Below are 16090 nucleotides of genomic sequence, written 5' to 3' on the forward strand. Positions count from 1 at the left end.
AGGGGACATGGAGACATGCCCGAAGTGACCGCAGAGCCCGCCGCGCAGGGCCGGGAGGCGCCCCGCGGCGGCTGGCAGCCGTATCACACCCTGTGGGCCATGCTGCTGGGCGGCTGGCTCTTCAGCTACGCCGACCGCACCATCACCGGCCCCGTCGTCACCTGGCTGATCGAACACGACCACGGCATGCTGGGCTCCGCCAGCCATCCGCACGCGCTCGGCGGTCTGATCGGCAGTCTCTTCTTCGCGGGCTACATGCTCACCCAGTTCCCCGGCGGCTATCTCGGCGACCGCTTCGGACACCGCACCATGCTCGCGGTCTCGCTGCTGTGGGCGGGGGTCGCGACGCTGGCCAGCGGCCTGATGAGCGGGCTGATCGCCTTCGTGGTGCTGCGGGTGCTGACCGGGCTCGGCGAGGGCGTCTTCTACTCCAACGACCGCTCGCTGATCGCCCAGCGCACCCCGCCCGCCAAGGCCGGTCTCGGCATGGGCGTCGCCATCACCGGACTGTCCATCGGGCTGACGATCGCGACCATCAGCGCGCCGTACCTGATCGACTGGGGCGGGGAGGTGTTCGGCGAGGAGGACGCCTGGCGGATGCCGTTCCTGGTGCTGGGCGCCGCGACGCTCGCGTTCGGCTGGGCCACGGCGGTCTATATGCGCCGCATCGGCGGGCCGCTCAAGGCCACCGGCTCCACGCTGCGGCTGCTGGGGATCTCGGCGGTGCTGTGCGCCGCGGTCATGGCGGTCTATCTGATCGCCGACGGGGCCGGGATGCCGAGCTGGGGTGTGGCGGTCCTCGAGTGTGTGCTGGCGTTCGTGCTCATCGGGGCGATCTTCGCCCGGCGCAGCGGCCGGCTGGGCGCGGTCTCGCGGAACCGCAATGTGCTGCTGCTCAGCTTCGCCTTCATCGCGGTCATGTGGAATCTGTGGTTCTTCAGCTTCTGGTCGGTGTCGATCGTCGCGGACGCCGCCCACAGCTCGTTCCAGAACGCCGCGCTGGTGGCCACCTTCAACGCGGGCGCGGGCATCCTCGGCTTCCCGGCCGGGGGCATGCTCTCGGACCGGGCGAAGGCCCGGGGGTGGGGGCGGCGGCCGCTGCTGATCGCGTTCACCGTGGTGCAGGGGGTGCTGGTGCTGGTGTTCGCCGCGTATCTACAGACCCATGAGAAGCCCTCCCTCTGGGTGATGTCCGTGCTGCTCTTCGTCTCCAGCCTGTTCTTCAACGCGCTCCAGCCGATGGCGCACGCGCTGCTGAACGACGTGGTGGACGCGGCCGAACGCGGCGCGGCCTTCGGGCTGTTCAACCTGGTCGGGGAGATCGGCGCGGTGGTCAGCCCGGCGCTCAGCGGCACCCTCTTCGACCACTACGGCAGCTGGACGAACGCGGTCTACATCGACGGCGCGCTGATGCTCGTCAGCGCGCTGCTCTACACCCTGATCCGGGAGCAGACCTCGCACGCTTAACTTGGTGGCCTAAAGCCGGACATCAATGGCGGAGGGGCATACATGACGGCGGCACGGCGCATGGTGGTCATCGGAGGCGACGCGGCGGGCATGTCCGCCGCGTCGCGGGCGCGCAGGCTCAAGAGCCGGAGCGAGCTGGAGATCCTCGCCTTCGAGCGCTCCCCGTTCACCTCGTACTCGGCCTGCGGCATCCCGTACTGGGTCGGCGGGCTGGTGAACGGCCCCGACGAGCTGGTCGCGCGGACGCCCGAGACCCACCGGGGCCGCGGGATCGACGTACGGACCCACACCGAGGTCGTCGAGATCGACCTCGCCGGGCAGCGGGTCCTGGCGCGGGACCTCGATCCGCGCGGCGAGGGCGAGCAGTGGTACGGCTTCGACGACCTGGTCATCGCGACCGGCGCCCGGCCGCGCCGCCCCGGGATGCCCGGGATCGACGCCCCCGGCGTGCACGGGGTGCAGACCCTGGAGGACGGGCGGGCGCTGCTGGAGTCCCTGGAGGCCACCCCGGTCGAGCGGGCGGTGGTGATCGGCGCCGGGTACATCGGGGTGGAGATGGCCGAGGCGCTCATGCGGCGCGGCTCCCGGGTGACCGTCCTGGAACGCGGTGAGCAGCCGATGTCCACGCTCGACCCCGACATGGGACGGCTGGTGCGCGACGCGATGTCGGGGCTCGGCATCGACACCGTGACCGGCGCGGAGGTCACCGAGGTGGTCACGGGCGAGGACGGCCGGGTGCGGGCGGTGGCCACCAAGGTGAGCGAATACCCCGCCGACCTGGTGGTCCTGGGCCTGGGAGTGGCCCCGGAGACCGGGCTCGCCCAGGAGGCGGGGCTTCCGGTGGGCGAGTACGGCGGGCTGCTGACCGATCAGGCCATGCGGGTGCGCGGTTACGACAACATCTGGGCGGGCGGTGACTGTGTCGAGGTCCTCGACCTGGTGTCCGGCCGCACCCGGCACATTCCGCTGGGCACCCACGCCAATAAGCACGGGCAGGTCATCGGCTCCAATGTGGGCGGCGACTACGCGACCTTCCCCGGTGTCGTCGGCACGGCCGTCAGCAAGGTCTGCGACCTGGAGATCGCCCGCACCGGGCTGCTGGAGGCCGAAGCGGCCGCCGTGGGGCTCCAGTTCGAGGCGGTCACGATCGAGGCGACCAGCCGCGCCGGGTACTACCCGGAGACCCGGCCGATGACGGTGAAGATGCTCGCCGAGCGGCGCACGGGACGGCTGCTCGGCACGCAGATCGTCGGCCGCGAGGGGGCGGGCAAGCGGGTGGACGTCGCGGCGGTCGCGCTGACCGCCGGGATGACGGTGGAGCAGATGACGGCGCTCGACCTGGGCTATGCCCCGCCGTTCTCGCCGGTGTGGGATCCGGTACTGGTGGCGGCGCGCAAGGCGGCGACGACGGTGAGGGCGACGGAGCGCCGCTGAGCGGCGCCGTGCGCTCTTTCCGGGGTGTCCGGCGGATCGTGACGCCTGCGGCGGGCCTTTCCCCTACCCGCCCCTTCCCACAACCGGGGCTCCGCCCCGGACCCCGCTCCTCAATCGCCGGAGGGGCTGAAATCAGCCCGTCCGGGGTCCAGGGGGCGGAGCCCCATGGTTCGGGAAGGGGCGGGTAGGGGAAAGCCCGCCGCAGGCGCGCCCGCGGCGCGGATCAGCGCGCGCCGTCGATGATCCGCAGCGCCTCCCGGACCCGCCCGGCCACATGCCGGGGACAGCCCCACACCTCGGCGCCAAAGGACGGCTCAGGCGCGTCGTACTCCCCCGGCGCGTACAGATGGTTGAGATGGGCACCGTAAGGGTCCTCGTGGAAGCCGAAGTGACGGCGGCCCGCCAGCTCGGCCAGCACCTCCCACGGATGCGCGTCCCCATGCGCGCAGGCCCCGACCGCCAGGTCGGCCCGCACCGCGCCGAGGATCGCCCGCAGATCCCGGTGGACGGCCTCGGGCGGGGCCTCCTCGCCCGAGGTCACCGACCAGCAGGCCACCAGCAGCAGCACCAGCCGCTCGCGCGAATCAGCCGGGCCCGCCGCGAACCGCCGGGCGGCCCACAGCCCGGCGTCCTCCGCGGCCTGCCCGTCCCGGCAGCGGAAGCGCACGGCGTGGGTGAGCCGTTCGACGTCGAGCCGGCCGTCGGGGCGCAGCAGCGCCTCGTCCAGGTGGGCGGTGTCCCGGAGGCCGAAGAGCCGCTCACGGCCGGTGCGCAGATGGTCAAGCGCCTCGCGGGCGATCGCGGCGAGGAAGGCGGGGCACAGCCACGCCTCCAGGGGCGCCGTCTCCAGCTCCTCGCGGTGCCAGTGGCGGTAGACGCCCCGGCCGCCGGGGCTGAGCAGGTGGATGCCCACGGTGGCCTGCTCCGCGGTGTCCCGGCCGACCTCGGGGTGCTCGCCCTCGCCGTGCGCGCAGGAGGCGCCGCCGAGGCCGGGCAGCACCGCCTCCAGGGCGTCCACCATGGTGTCCAGGACCCGCCGGTCGCGGATCCGGCCGCTGGCGGCGTACCAGCAGGCGGAGTGCAGCACGACCACGAGCCCGGCGCGGTGGTAGCCCAGGGGGTTGGCGACCAGGTTCCTGGCGTAGGCGGACAGCTCCTGGGCGGGGTCCACCGCGGCGCTCGGGTAGTCCCAGACGATCGAGCGCAGATCCTCGGCGCGGCGCGCGTCGCGGACCGGGAGCCGGGGCGGGATGCCGCCCACGCTGCCGGGGGCGATGATGTCGATGGCGACCCGCGCGTACCCGGCGATGTCGCGCGGGCACAGCCACTGCTCCTTGGTGGCGTCGTCCTCCCAGTCGGGGTCCCGGTCCTCGGCCAACCCGTTGGTGAGCAGCGGCAGATCGTCCACGAAGTGGTCGATCCGGTCGTCCAGGTCGCCCTCGTACGGATGCGTCCGGTGGGCGCAGGGGGCCTCGCGCAGCCGCCGGTCGGTGGCGTGGAGCGCCTCCAGGGCCGCCGCCGCGACGTCCTTACGGGAGAACCGGCCGATGTGCGCGGCCATCATGACCAGCCCGAGCGTCCAGGCGTACGCCCCCTCGCCCGCGGGATCGGCCGCCAGCCGCCTGGCACAGTCCAGGACGACCCGGTCCGAGTCGCCGCCATAGGTCTCGTGGAGGATGCCGTGCCAGTCGTCGACGAAGTGGACACACTCCGGCGACTCCTGCGGGTCTGACAGCGCGGTGGCGGGCATGTCGGTCATGCCCCTCACGACGCCACGGGAGGCACGCGGGTTCCCGCTTGGTTCAGACCTTCACAGAAGGTGCGCGCTATGCGCTCTGGGTGTGCACATACTCGACGAGCCGGGTGAGCGCGTCCGGATCGGTGCTGGGCAGCACGCCGTGGCCGAGGTTGAAGACATGCCCCTCCAGCCCCCGGGCCGCCTCCAGCACCTCGTCCGCCTTGGCCTCGACGGCCGTACGCGGGGCGAAGAGCACCGCGGGGTCGAGATTGCCCTGGAGCGCCTTGCCGGGGCCGACCCGCCGGGCGGCCTCGTCCAGCGGCACCCGCCAGTCGACGCCCACGACGTCCGCGCCCGCCTCGCCGAGCAGCCCGAGCAACTCACCGGTGCCCACGCCGAAGTGGATGCGCGGCACACCGTATCCGGCGACGGCGGCGAAGACCTTCGAGGAGGCGGGCAGCACGCTGCGGCGGTAGTCGGCGGGGCCCAGGGCGCCCACCCAGGAGTCGAAGAGCTGGACGGCCGAGGCGCCCGCCTCGATCTGCACCTGGAGGAAGGCGGTGGTGATGTCGGCGAGCCGGTCCAGCAGCGCGGCCCAGAGCGCCGGGTCGCCGTACATGAGCGCCTTGGTGTGCTCGTGGTTGCGCGAGGGGCCGCCCTCCACCAGATAGCTGGCGAGCGTGAAGGGGGCGCCCGCGAAGCCGATGAGCGGGGTCGCGCCGAGCTCGCCGACGAGCGCCCCGATGGCCTCGGTGACGTACTTCACATCGTCCGGGTCGAGCGGACGCAGCCGCTCCAGATCGGCGCGGGTGCGGATCGGCCGCTCGATGACCGGCCCGACTCCGGGCTTGATGTCGAGGTCGATGCCGATGGCCATGAGCGGCACGACGATGTCGCTGTAGTAGACGGCCGCGTCCACCCGGTGGCGGCGCACCGGCTGGAGCGTGATCTCGGTGACCAGGTCGGGCCGCATGCAGGACTCCAGCATCGCGATGCCCTCGCGCAACTTGCGGTACTCCGGAAGCGAGCGCCCCGCCTGCCGCATGAACCACACAGGTGTATGGGGCACCGGCTCCCGGCGGCAGGCCCGCATAAAGGCCGAATCGGCTGTGGCACTGGCCGCGGCACGGCCGGTCTGCTGCTGGCCCGAGGGCCGCTCGTTGGCGCTCATGCCCCAGATTTTCGCACGGGCCGAACGAGTGACCCGCCAACCCGGGTGTTCCTCCCCGGTTAGGGCCCTCAGTGCGCCTAGTCTTCCGGGCATGGCAGCGGTTCAAGGACACCTCTCGAACGGTGCTGACGGCCCTGACGGCACGGACGCGGGCGGTGAGGACACTCCTCCCGCCTTCCGGCATGCCGTCACCGCGCTGCGCGGTGTGCGGGTGCGGCCGGAGGTGGAGCTCGATCCGACCCCACCCCCGCGTCGGCTCGCACCCTACTCGTACGCGCTGGAGGCGGTGGTCACCGGCGCGGCGGGCGATGACGAGGAGCTGGCCGAGGGGCGGCTGATCCTGCTGCACGACCCGGCCGGGCACGACTCCTGGCGCGGCACCTTCCGCCTGGTGACGCTGGTCCACGCGGACCTGGAGCCGGAGATCGCGGCGGATCCGTTGCTGCCCGAGGTGTGCTGGTCGTGGCTCACCGGCGCACTGGAGGCACGCGGGCTGCCCTACGGGGAGCCCAGCGGCACGGTCACCCGGGCGAGCTCGCACTACTTCGGCGCGATGGGCGAGCGGGAGCCGTCCACCCGGATCGAGATCCGGGCCTCCTGGACCCCGTCCGAGCACCCGCCCCCCGAACCGGCCCACCCCGGCCCGCGTCGCCCGGAGCCGACGGGAGAGGGCGGCGCCGAACGGCTGGGCGTGCCGGACACCGCGGGACACCTGGCCGCGTGGTGCGACCTCCTGTGCCAGATCGCAGGCCTGCCCCCGGCCGGCGCCACGGAGGCGGGGGTCGTCTCGCTGCCACAGCGGAGGGGACCCCAGGCGCGCTGAGCTTCGGGATGTCCTGAAAAAGATGCCGAACCCTCGGATGTCCCGAAAAAGACCAGCTGCGATCGATCAGTCGTCCTAATTGCCCGAATTGTTACTCACCAAATCGTGATCATTCTCTAAAGCCCGGCCGTATCGGTGCCGAAGGACGTGGTGACCCGTCCCACCACTTCCCCAGGAGGACCTGGTGTCTGTTCTCCTCGAGCAACCGTCCAGCCTGGTCGCCTACCGCCCGAACAAGCCGACGGCCATGGTGGTCGTTGCCGACCCCCGCGTTCGTTCCACCGTCACCCGCCACCTCTGGGCCCTCGGGGTGCGCGACGTCATCGAGGCGTCGTCCATCGCGGAGGCTCGTCCCCGCATCGGGAATCCGCGCGACATCTGCGTGGCCGATGTCCACCTCCCCGACGGCTCCGGCCTCACCCTGCTGTCCGAGACCCGCGCCGCGGGCTGGCCCAACGGGCTGGCCCTGTCCGCCGCCGATGACATCGGCGCCGTACGGAACGCACTGGCCGGCGGCGTCAAGGGCTATGTCGTCACCGGCACCCGCACCAACCTCGGCATCCCGGGCCGCCCCGGCGCCGCCCCGCTCGGCGCCGCCGCCCGGATGCACCGCCGCCCGCCGGGCGCCCCCGGCCACCCGGGCGGCTACCGGGAGCTGTCGGGCCGCGAGGTCGAGGTGCTGAGGCTGGTTGCGGAGGGCCAGTCCAACAAGGCCATCGGCGTCTCGATGGGCCTGTCCGCGCTCACCGTCAAGAGTCACCTCGCCCGGATCGCCCGCAAGCTGGGTACCGGGGACCGGGCGGGAATGGTCGCGGTCGCGCTGCGGACCGGAATCATCCACTGAGCCGTACCGCCCGCGCGGCCGCCACGCCGCCGCCCACCACCCCCCGCGCCCGTCGACGGAACGTTCCGTCGACGGGCGCCCTGTGTACTCCCCGCACACAGCTACCCTTGACAGGTGACCGACGCCCAAGAGACCGCAGCAGAGACGACACTGCGAACCACCGGGGGCGCTCCTCCGGACGACCTCCCCCCGGCGCCGGTCCCCTTGCTGGAGCCGCGCGAGGGCATCCCGCCCGTCACCGCGGACGCGGACACGCTGGCCGAGGTCATCGCGACCTTCGCCGCCGGCCACGGCCCGGTGGCCGTCGATGCCGAGCGCGCCTCCGGCTACCGCTACGGACAGCGGGCCTATCTGGTCCAGCTGCGCCGGGCCGGAGCGGGGACCGCACTGATCGACCCCGTCGGCTGCCCCGACCTCTCGGGTCTGGGCGCCGCGATCGCCGACGCCGAATGGGTCCTGCACGCCGCGACCCAGGATCTGCCCTGCCTGCGGGACATAGGCATGGTCCCGGCCCGGATCTTCGACACCGAACTCGCCGGTCGGCTGGCCGGGTTCGCCCGGGTGGGGCTCGGCGCCATGGTCGAGAACATCCTCGGATACGCCCTGGAGAAGGGCCACTCCGCCGTGGACTGGTCCACCCGCCCGCTGCCCGAGCCCTGGCTGCACTACGCCGCGCTCGACGTCGAGCTGCTGGTGGACCTGCGCGACGCGCTGGAGGAGGAGCTGGAGCGGCAGGACAAGCTGGAGTGGGCGCACCAGGAGTTCGCGGCGATCGCCGCGGCCCCGCCCGCCCCGCCGCGCAAGGACCCCTGGCGGCGGACGTCGGGGATGCACAAGGTCCGGCGGCGCCGGCAGATGGCCGTGGTGCGCGAGCTGTGGACGGCCCGGGACCGGATCGCCCAGCGCCGCGATGTCTCACCGGGCAAGGTGCTGGGCGACGCGGCCATCGTGGAGGCCGCGCTGGCCCTGCCGGCAGACGTCCGGGCACTGGCCGCGCTGAACGGTTTCGGCCATCGGATGAACCGGCGCCAGCTGGAGCAGTGGCAGGCCGCGGTGGACCGGGCGCGGGCGCTGCCGGAGGCGGACCTGCCCCAGCCGGGCCAGCCGGTGGCCGGTCCGCCCCCGCCCCGGGCGTGGGCCGACAAGGACCCGGTGGCCGCGGCGCGGCTCTCCGCGGCGCGTGCGGCCGTCACCCAACTGGCCGAACAGCTGAATCTTCCGCAGGAGAACCTGATCGCCCCGGACACCGTCCGGCGGCTGTGCTGGGAGCCGCCCGCCGAGCCGACCACGGATGCGATCGCCTCCGTTCTCGCAGGTCACGGCGCCCGCCCCTGGCAGATCGACCAGGTGACCCCGGTCCTGACGGCCGCCTTGCTGACGCCCCCGGCGTGATGTGACGCGCGTGGACCGGCGGCCCCGCCGCCGGTCCGCGGCTGTGACCTTCAACCCTCCGGTGGTGGGGACTGGGCAGCCTGGTTACTCATAAGTAGCATGAGGGTGTGACGGCGCGCCCCCGGCGTGCCCGCAGCAGTGCCATCCCGCACCTGGAGGAGAGCCAACGTGCCTCGTACCGCTAGGGACGTCGTCTTCGTCGACGGCGTCCGGACCCCATTCGGCAAGGCGGGCCCGAAGGGCATCTACCACGAGACCCGCGCCGACGACCTGGTCGTCAAGTGCATCCGGGAGCTGCTGCGCCGCAACCCGGATCTGCCGCCGGAGCGCATCGACGAGGTGGCCATCGCCGCGACGACGCAGATCGGCGACCAGGGCCTGACCATCGGCCGCACCGCGGGCATCCTGGCCGGGCTGCCCCAGTCGGTCCCCGGCTACGCCATCGACCGGATGTGTGCCGGTGCGATGACGGCCGTGACCACCACCGCCGGATCCATCTCCTTCGGTGCCTACGACGCCGTGGTCGCGGGCGGTGTCGAGCACATGGGCCGCCACCCCATGGGCGAGTCCGTCGACCCCAACCCGCGCTTCGTCTCGGAGAAGCTGGTCGACGAGTCGGCCCTGTTCATGGGCATGACGGCGGAGAACCTCCACGACCGGCTGCCGCACATCTCCAAGCAGCGCGCCGACGAGTTCGCGGTGCGCAGCCAGGAGAAGGCCGCCAAGGCGTACGCCAACGGCAAGATCCAGCAGGACCTGGTGCCGATCTCGGTGCGCCGCACCTCGCCCGAGGGCGGCGAGACCGGCTGGGGCCTGGCGACCGCCGACGAGCCGATGCGCCCGGGCACCACGCTGGAGGGCCTGGCGGCGCTGAAGACCCCGTTCCGCCCGCACGGCCGGGTCACGGCCGGTAACTCCGCGGGGCTCAACGACGGCGCCACCGCCTCGCTGATCGCCTCCGAGGACTTCGCCCGGGAGCTGGGCCTGCCGGTCAGGATGCGCCTGGTCTCGTTCGCCTTCGCGGGCGTCGAGCCCGAGGTGATGGGCTACGGCCCGGTCCCGGCCACCAAGAAGGCCCTGGCGAAGGCCGGTCTGTCCATCGAGGACATCGGCCTGTTCGAGATCAACGAGGCGTTCGCCGTCCAGGTCCTGTCGTTCCTGGACCACTACGGCATCGCGGACGACGACGAGCGCGTCAACCAGTACGGCGGCGCGATCGCCTTCGGCCATCCGCTGGCCTCCTCCGGTGTCCGCCTGATGACGCAGCTCGCACGGCAGTTCGAGGAGCGCCCCGAGGTCCGCTACGGCATCACGACGATGTGCATCGGCTTCGGCATGGGTGGCACCGTGATCTGGGAGAACCCGCACTTCGAGGGGAACAAGTGACCAACACCGCAGAGCTTCTCAAGGGAGCGGCAGAGCTCTTCCCGGGCGAGGTCGTGACGCAGGCGCATGTCCGCCACCTCGATCTCCCCCAGGGCGCGGGCCGCTTCGCGCTCATCACGCTGGACAACGGCCTGGACCACACCAAGCCCACCACCTTCGGCCCGGCCTCGCTCGCCAACCTCAACACGGCGATCGACCAGGTCGAGAAGGAGGCCGCGGACGGCGAGATCACCGGTGTCGGCATCACCGGCAAGCCGTTCATCTTCGCCGTGGGCGCCGACCTCAAGGGCGTGGAGCTGCTGAAGCGCCATGAGGACGCGCTGGCCATCGGCAAGGGCGGCCATGACGTCTTCAAGCGGCTGTCGGCGCTCGCCGTGCCCACCTTCGCGTACTACAACGGCGCGGCCATGGGCGGCGGGGTCGAGGTCGGGCTGCACTGCTCCTACCGCACCGTCTCCGCGGCGCTGCCCGCTTTCTCGCTGCCCGAGGTGTTCCTCGGCCTGGTGCCCGGCTGGGGCGGCTGCACCCTGCTGCCGAACCTGATCGGCGCCGACCGCGCGGTCTCGGTCATCATCGAGAACTCGCTCAACCAGAACAAGCAGCTCAAGGGCGAGCAGGTCTACGAGCTCGGGATCGCCGACGCGATCTTCGAGGGCGCGGACTTCCTGGAGCAGTCGCTGATCTGGACCGCCGCCGTCCTCAAGGGCGAGATCGAGGTCGTACGGCCCGAGATCGACCGCGGCGACGCCTGGCACGAGGCCGTGGTGCGCGGCCGCGCCATCGCCGACGGCAAGGTGCACGGGGCGGCCCCGGCCGCCTACCGCGCGCTGGAGATCATCGACGCGGCGCGCAACGGCGACCTCGCCCGCGGCTACGAGGCCGAGGAGAAGGCGCTCGCCGACCTGATCATGGGCAGCGAGCTGCGCAGCGGCATCTACGCCTTCAACCTGGTGCAGAAGCGCGGCAAGCGCCCCGCCGGCGCCCCGGACAAGTCGCTGGCGCGCCCGGTCTCCAAGGTGGGCGTCGTGGGCGCCGGTCTGATGGCCTCGCAGCTGGCGCTGCTGTTCGCGCGGCGTCTCGAGGTGCCGGTCGTACTGACCGACATCGACCAGGAGCGGGTCGACAAGGGCGTGGGCTATGTCCACGGCGAGATCGACAAGCTGCTACTCAAGGGCCGGATCAACCAGGACAAGGCCAACCGCCTCAAGGCCGCGGTGACCGGTTCGCTGGACAAGGCCGCCGCGTTCTCCGACGCCGACTTCGTCATCGAGGCCGTCTTCGAGGAGATGGGCGTCAAGCAGAAGGTGTTCGCCGAGGTCGAGGCGGTCGTGCCGGAGCACGCCATCCTCGCCACCAACACCTCCTCGCTGTCGGTCTCCGAGATGGCGTCCCAGCTCAAGCACCCCGAGCGGGTCGTGGGCTTCCACTTCTTCAACCCGGTCGCGATCCTGCCGCTGCTGGAGATCGTCCGCGGTGAGAAGACCGATGACGCGTCGCTGGCCACGGCCTTCGGCGTGGCCAAGAAGCTGAAGAAGACCGCCGTCCTGGTCAAGGACGCCCCGGCGTTCGTGGTCAACCGGATCCTGACCCGCTTCATGGGCGAGATCCAGAACGTGATCGACGAGGGCACCCCGGTGGACGTCGCCGAGCGCGCCATCGAGCCGCTGGGCCTGCCGATGTCCCCGCTGGTGCTGCTGGAGCTGGTCGGCCCGGCGATCGGCCTGCACGTCTCGGAGACCCTGCACGGCGCGTTCCCGGACCGCTTCACGGTCTCGGAGAACCTCAGGCGCGTGGTCGAGGCGGGCAAGCGCGGCTTCTACGTCCACGACTCCGGGGAGCCGAAGCTGGACCCGGAGGTCGCCGAGCTGCTCCAGCAGGGCGACACCGTCCTCACCGAGGAGCAGGTGCGCGCCCGGGTGCTGGACGCGGTCGCGCAGGAGATCGGGCTGATGCTCGAGGAGGGCGTCGTCGCCGAGGCGCAGGACATCGACCTGTGCCTGATCACCGGCGCGGGCTGGCCCTTCCACCTGGGCGGCATCACGCCGTACCTGGACCGCGAGGGCGTCTCGGAGCGGGTGAACGGGAAGACGTTCCTGGCGCAGGGCGTGGCGAGCGTTCCCGCGTAGCGTCGGCGGCGCGTGACATACCCGGGTGCCGGGGGGGGGAAAGCCCCCCCCCGGCACTTGGGCGTTCGGGGTCCTGCCCGCCCGTTCGGGGGCCTGCCCATCCGTTCTGGGGCTTGCCCGCCCGTTCCGGGGCCCCACCGGCGGCGCCTTCCCCGGGCGTGGGGCCGCGACGTCGAACGGGCCCTCAGCCGGGCTGTGGCGCCGCTCAGCCGCTTCCCACGCGGGTCCAGGCCCCAAGTGCCAGCCCGCGCTCGTCGGTCTTCTGACGGGCCACCAGGAGCTTTCCGTCCAGCGCCAGCGCGGCCAGTACGACTCGGCCCTGGCCGTCCAGCGCCAGGGCCGGGGTGTGGGCGCCCTGCTCGCCCGAGGGCGTCCACCACACCCCCGCCGCCTCGTCCTCGCAGGGGTGGGCGGCGACGGCCAGCCCGCCGGCCGCGCGGTCCTGGTGGGCCAGGACGGTGCAGTCGTGACCGTCCACCGTGGCGCGCACCACGGCGACCGGGCCGGTGCCCGTGGCCCCGCCCAGCGGCGCGGGGGCCGGGGAGTCCGGCCGCCAGGCCATGACCTCACCGCTGCCGGCGTCCCGCCAGTAGTGGGTGAGGGTGCCGGGGCTGCTCTCCACCATGGACGCCGAATCCGGCCGGGCGTCGGCGGGGACGTCCTCGCCCCGCTTGGGGGCGGCGCCCGGCTTGGGCTGGTACCAGCGCAGCGCGGTGCCCTTCCCGGCCGGGGCCAGCAGTTCGAGACGGCCGTCGGCGGTCGCGGCCGCCGACATGCCGCCCAGTACGTGCGTGCCCTTCCAGTCGGTCCAGCGCTCCCAGGTGCCCTTGGGGTCCTGTCGCCGCGCGCTCACCCCGCCCCCGGCGTTGCGCACGAAGACGCGGAGCGCGCCGGTGGAGTCCACCGCCGCGGCCGGCGGGCCGGTCCGCTCGGCCTTGCGGGCGTCCTTGGGATGCGGGGTGCCCAGCGAGTGCCACGCCGTCAGCGGGCGGCCGGACTGGAACTGGGTGGCGTGGACGATGTCCACGCGCGCCGGTTCCCCGGCGCCGCCCGGCCGGTGCCGAAGTCCCACCAGATGGGCATAGCCCTCGGGACTCTGAACGACGGTCAGCCCGGCCAGGCGGCCGGACACCTCGATCAACCACGGCCCCGACCACTCCGCCCCTCCGGGGCGGTCCTCGGTCCAGCGGGCGACACCGCCCGTCACCGGTGCGTAGGCCGTGAGCCTGCCGTCCTTGCCGCGGAGCAACCGCAACGCCATGGCCCGCTGCCAACCCTTCCCCGAGCCGGTCCACCTAATCGAACGATGTCCATAGTAATTTGCCTTGACTATGGATGGGGTTGTGGTCGTGGACGCCGCCAATGTGGTCGGCTCGGTTCCGGACGGCTGGTGGCGCGACCGGCGCGGCGCCGCCGAGCGACTCCGCGACCGGCTGGCCGTCCTCGCCGGGACCGGGCTCCCCGACCGGCCGGGCGTGCCCGGCTGGGCCACCGTCCCTCCGGTGGACATCGTGATGGTGGTCGAGGGCCCGGCGCGGGGCGTCGAGCCGGTGGCGGGCGTACGGGTGGAGTCCGCGCCGGGCAGCGGCGACGACCACATCGTGGCGGTGGTGGCGGCGGCCCGCGAGGAGGGCCGCCCCTGCCTGGTGGTGACGGCGGACCAGGAACTGCGGGCCCGGGTCACGGCGCTGGGCGCGCAGACGACGGGCCCCCGCTCGGTCCGCCCGAACGGCTCGCCCTGAGCAGGTCGGAGGAAGTCCACTACGGTTCGGGCAGCGCCCCGAAGGGGCGCGGGGCTGTGTCGATATGCGGCTCCGCCGCGTGGGGGACCAGCCACGGCGGCGCCGCAGTCGGCCGACGACGTATCGCGGCACTTCCCGCGGAGCGCTTGGAGCCGGTCAGGCGGTGGCCAGGCATCCGCCGGACCGTGCCGCCTGCGGCGAGCCATTCCCCTCCCCGCCCCTTCCCACAACTGGAGCTCCACCCCAGCCCCGGCCCCACCCCAGGTGGCCCGGCCGACGAGCTGACCCCGGCGACCATCGGCTCGTCGTCGCCTCCCGGGGGCCAGGGGCGGAGCGAACCCGGGGCTCCGCCCCGCACTTCAGCCGGGCGACTCGGATGTGCGCGGGGGTCCACCCGGTCATCCGCCGCCCCGGCGCTGACCGCCGGGGTCCAGGGGCGGAGCCCCTGGTAGCGGGAACAATCCGCGGGCACCTACCCCGTGCGCGTTCCCGCCTCGCTCACCCGGCTGTGGCGGCGCCCGTAGAGGAAGTAGACGAGGAAGCCGATGACCATCCACACCCCGAACCGCACCCAGGTCTCCGCGGGCAGGTTGAGCATCAGCCACAGCGACGCGGCCACCGACAGGATCGGCAGCACCGGCACCCAGGGGGTGCGGAAGGCGCGGGGCAGGTCGGGGCGGGTGCGGCGGAGGATGATGACGCCCAGCGCGACCACGACGAAGGCGAAGAGCGTGCCGATGTTCACCAGAGCCGCCAGCTCGGAGATGGAGGTGAACCCGGCCACCACGGCGATGACCACGCCCAGCAGGATCGTCGAGCGGTACGGCGTGCCGAAGCGCGGATGCACCCGGGAGAAGACCCTGGGCAGCAGCCCGTCGCGGCTCATCGCGAAGAACACCCGGCTCTGGCCGAGCAGCAGGATCATGGACACGGTGGTGAGCCCGACGGCGGCGCCGAAGCTGATGAGGCCCGCGTAGAACGGATGGCCGGTCGCCTTGAAGGCGTCGGCGAGCGGGGCATCCACCGACAGCTTGGTGTACTTCTGCATGCCGGTGACCACGATGGACACCGCGACGTACAGCACCGTGCAGATGAACAGCGAGCCCAGGATGCCGCGGGGCATGTCCCGCTGCGGATTCCGGGTCTCCTCCGCCGCGGTCGCCACGATGTCGAAGCCGATGAAGGCGAAGAAGACCACGGCGGCGCCGGTGAAGATGCCCTGGACGCCGAAGGTCGTCGGTTCGTAACCGAACATCAGCTGGATCAGCGGCGCCTTCAGCCCCGAGCCGGAGACCGTGCCCTGGGCCTCGGGGACGAAGGGGTGGTAGTTCTCCGGGTGGATGAAGAAGGCGCCCGCGATGATGACGAGCAGCACCACGGCCACCTTGATCGCGACCACCGCGGCGGTGACCCGCGCGGAGAGCTTCATGCCGAAGACCAGGATCGCGGTGATCACCAGGACCAGCAGGAAGGCCAGCAGGTCGAAGGAGAAGCCGTGCGCCGCCTCGGGCCCGGACAGGGCGTCGGGCAGATGCCATCCGGCGTTGTCCAGCAGTGAGCGGATGTACCCCGACCAGCCCACCGAGACCACGGCACAGGCCAGCGCGAACTCCAGCACCAGGTCCCAGCCGATGATCCAGGCGGGCAGCTCGCCGAGCGAGGCGTACGAGAAGGTGTACGCGGACCCCGCGACCGGGACCGTCGAGGCGAACTCGGCGTAGCACAGCGCGGCCAGGGCGCAGGCCACCCCGGCGGCCACGAAGGACAGCGCGGTGGCGGGCCCCGCCTGCTCCTTGGCGACCGAGCCGGTGAGCACGAAGATGCCGGTGCCGATGATGACACCGACGCCGAAGACCGTGAGGTCCAGGACGGACAGGGACCGGGTGAGGGTGTGCTCGGGCTCCTCGGTGTCCTGGATGGACTGCTCGATGCTCTTCGTCCGCAGGTAGCGCGGCCGGACTCTGCCT

Annotated in this window: 12 protein-coding genes; 8 read left to right on the top strand and 4 right to left on the bottom strand. The window is 72.5% G+C overall.

The window, feature by feature from the left end:
* Nucleotides 1–15 precede the first annotated feature (15 nt).
* Together ACT2CW_RS33230 and ACT2CW_RS33235 are read left to right on the top strand one after the other, a co-directional pair.
* Nucleotides 16–1467, top strand: coding sequence for an MFS transporter (locus ACT2CW_RS33230; RefSeq protein WP_445519280.1), 1452 nt, complete (start codon nucleotides 16–18; stop codon nucleotides 1465–1467).
* Between the two features lie 42 nt (nucleotides 1468–1509).
* Nucleotides 1510–2901, top strand: coding sequence for an FAD-dependent oxidoreductase (locus tag ACT2CW_RS33235; RefSeq protein ID WP_445519281.1), 1392 nt, complete (start codon nucleotides 1510–1512; stop codon nucleotides 2899–2901).
* A 223-nt stretch (nucleotides 2902–3124) separates the two neighbouring features.
* Here ACT2CW_RS33235 and ACT2CW_RS33240 read toward each other — a convergent pair whose 3' ends face one another.
* Nucleotides 3125–4660 carry a hypothetical protein gene (locus tag ACT2CW_RS33240; RefSeq protein ID WP_445519282.1) on the bottom strand — a complete coding sequence of 512 codons (1536 nt, stop codon included), beginning with the start codon at nucleotides 4658–4660 and terminating at the stop codon, nucleotides 3125–3127.
* 67 nt (nucleotides 4661–4727) lie between these two features.
* On the bottom strand, nucleotides 4728–5810 hold the full coding sequence (hemE, locus tag ACT2CW_RS33245; protein ID WP_445519283.1) for a uroporphyrinogen decarboxylase: 1083 nt from the start codon (nucleotides 5808–5810) through the stop codon (nucleotides 4728–4730).
* A gap of 91 nt (nucleotides 5811–5901) precedes the next feature.
* Between hemE and ACT2CW_RS33250 the strand changes: the two genes are divergently transcribed.
* The 5 genes from ACT2CW_RS33250 to ACT2CW_RS33270 all read left to right on the top strand — a co-directional run bounded on the left by ACT2CW_RS33250 (nucleotide 5902) and on the right by ACT2CW_RS33270 (nucleotide 12381).
* A complete protein-coding gene (locus tag ACT2CW_RS33250; RefSeq protein WP_164430060.1) occupies nucleotides 5902–6633 on the top strand; it encodes a DUF3000 domain-containing protein in 732 nt (243 codons plus the stop codon).
* A 184-nt stretch (nucleotides 6634–6817) separates the two neighbouring features.
* Nucleotides 6818–7477: a response regulator transcription factor gene (locus ACT2CW_RS33255; RefSeq protein ID WP_014175686.1), complete on the top strand. Its 660-nt coding sequence runs from the start codon at nucleotides 6818–6820 to the stop codon at nucleotides 7475–7477.
* 114 nt (nucleotides 7478–7591) lie between these two features.
* Nucleotides 7592–8869, top strand: a complete 1278-nt coding sequence (locus ACT2CW_RS33260) for a ribonuclease D (protein WP_164430058.1) — start codon at nucleotides 7592–7594, stop codon at nucleotides 8867–8869.
* Nucleotides 8870–9037: 168 nt separating this feature from the next.
* Nucleotides 9038–10255, top strand: a complete 1218-nt coding sequence (locus tag ACT2CW_RS33265; protein ID WP_445519284.1) for a thiolase family protein — start codon at nucleotides 9038–9040, stop codon at nucleotides 10253–10255.
* Nucleotides 10252–12381: a 3-hydroxyacyl-CoA dehydrogenase NAD-binding domain-containing protein gene (locus ACT2CW_RS33270; RefSeq protein ID WP_445519285.1), complete on the top strand. Its 2130-nt coding sequence runs from the start codon at nucleotides 10252–10254 to the stop codon at nucleotides 12379–12381. Before ACT2CW_RS33265 ends, ACT2CW_RS33270 begins: the two co-directional genes overlap by 4 nt.
* A gap of 205 nt (nucleotides 12382–12586) precedes the next feature.
* Here ACT2CW_RS33270 and ACT2CW_RS33275 read toward each other — a convergent pair whose 3' ends face one another.
* Nucleotides 12587–13642: a hypothetical protein gene (locus ACT2CW_RS33275; RefSeq protein WP_445519286.1), complete on the bottom strand. Its 1056-nt coding sequence runs from the start codon at nucleotides 13640–13642 to the stop codon at nucleotides 12587–12589.
* 70 nt (nucleotides 13643–13712) lie between these two features.
* Here ACT2CW_RS33275 and ACT2CW_RS33280 point away from each other — a divergent pair, with 70 nt between their 5' ends.
* Nucleotides 13713–14123, top strand: a complete 411-nt coding sequence (locus ACT2CW_RS33280; protein WP_445519385.1) for an NTP pyrophosphohydrolase — start codon at nucleotides 13713–13715, stop codon at nucleotides 14121–14123.
* 472 nt (nucleotides 14124–14595) lie between these two features.
* Here the strand turns inward: ACT2CW_RS33280 and ACT2CW_RS33285 are convergent, their stop codons facing one another.
* Nucleotides 14596–16068: an amino acid permease gene (locus tag ACT2CW_RS33285; protein WP_445519386.1), complete on the bottom strand. Its 1473-nt coding sequence runs from the start codon at nucleotides 16066–16068 to the stop codon at nucleotides 14596–14598.
* Between the last annotated feature and the right edge of the window lie 22 nt (nucleotides 16069–16090).

This window comes from Streptomyces sp. NEAU-174 (genome assembly GCF_052665095.1).

What these genes read in the sequence shown, in the direction of transcription:
- ACT2CW_RS33230 (WP_445519280.1), top strand. Translation starts at nt 16, where the DNA reads ATGCCCGAAGTGACCGCAGAGCCCGCCGCGCAGGGCCGGGAGGCGCCC.
- ACT2CW_RS33235 (WP_445519281.1), top strand. Translation starts at nt 1,510, where the DNA reads ATGACGGCGGCACGGCGCATGGTGGTCATCGGAGGCGACGCGGCGGGC.
- ACT2CW_RS33240 (WP_445519282.1), bottom strand. Translation starts at nt 4,660, where the DNA reads ATGACCGACATGCCCGCCACCGCGCTGTCAGACCCGCAGGAGTCGCCG.
- hemE (WP_445519283.1), bottom strand. Translation starts at nt 5,810, where the DNA reads ATGAGCGCCAACGAGCGGCCCTCGGGCCAGCAGCAGACCGGCCGTGCC.
- ACT2CW_RS33250 (WP_164430060.1), top strand. Translation starts at nt 5,902, where the DNA reads ATGGCAGCGGTTCAAGGACACCTCTCGAACGGTGCTGACGGCCCTGAC.
- ACT2CW_RS33275 (WP_445519286.1), bottom strand. Translation starts at nt 13,642, where the DNA reads ATGGCGTTGCGGTTGCTCCGCGGCAAGGACGGCAGGCTCACGGCCTAC.
- ACT2CW_RS33280 (WP_445519385.1), top strand. Translation starts at nt 13,713, where the DNA reads ATGGATGGGGTTGTGGTCGTGGACGCCGCCAATGTGGTCGGCTCGGTT.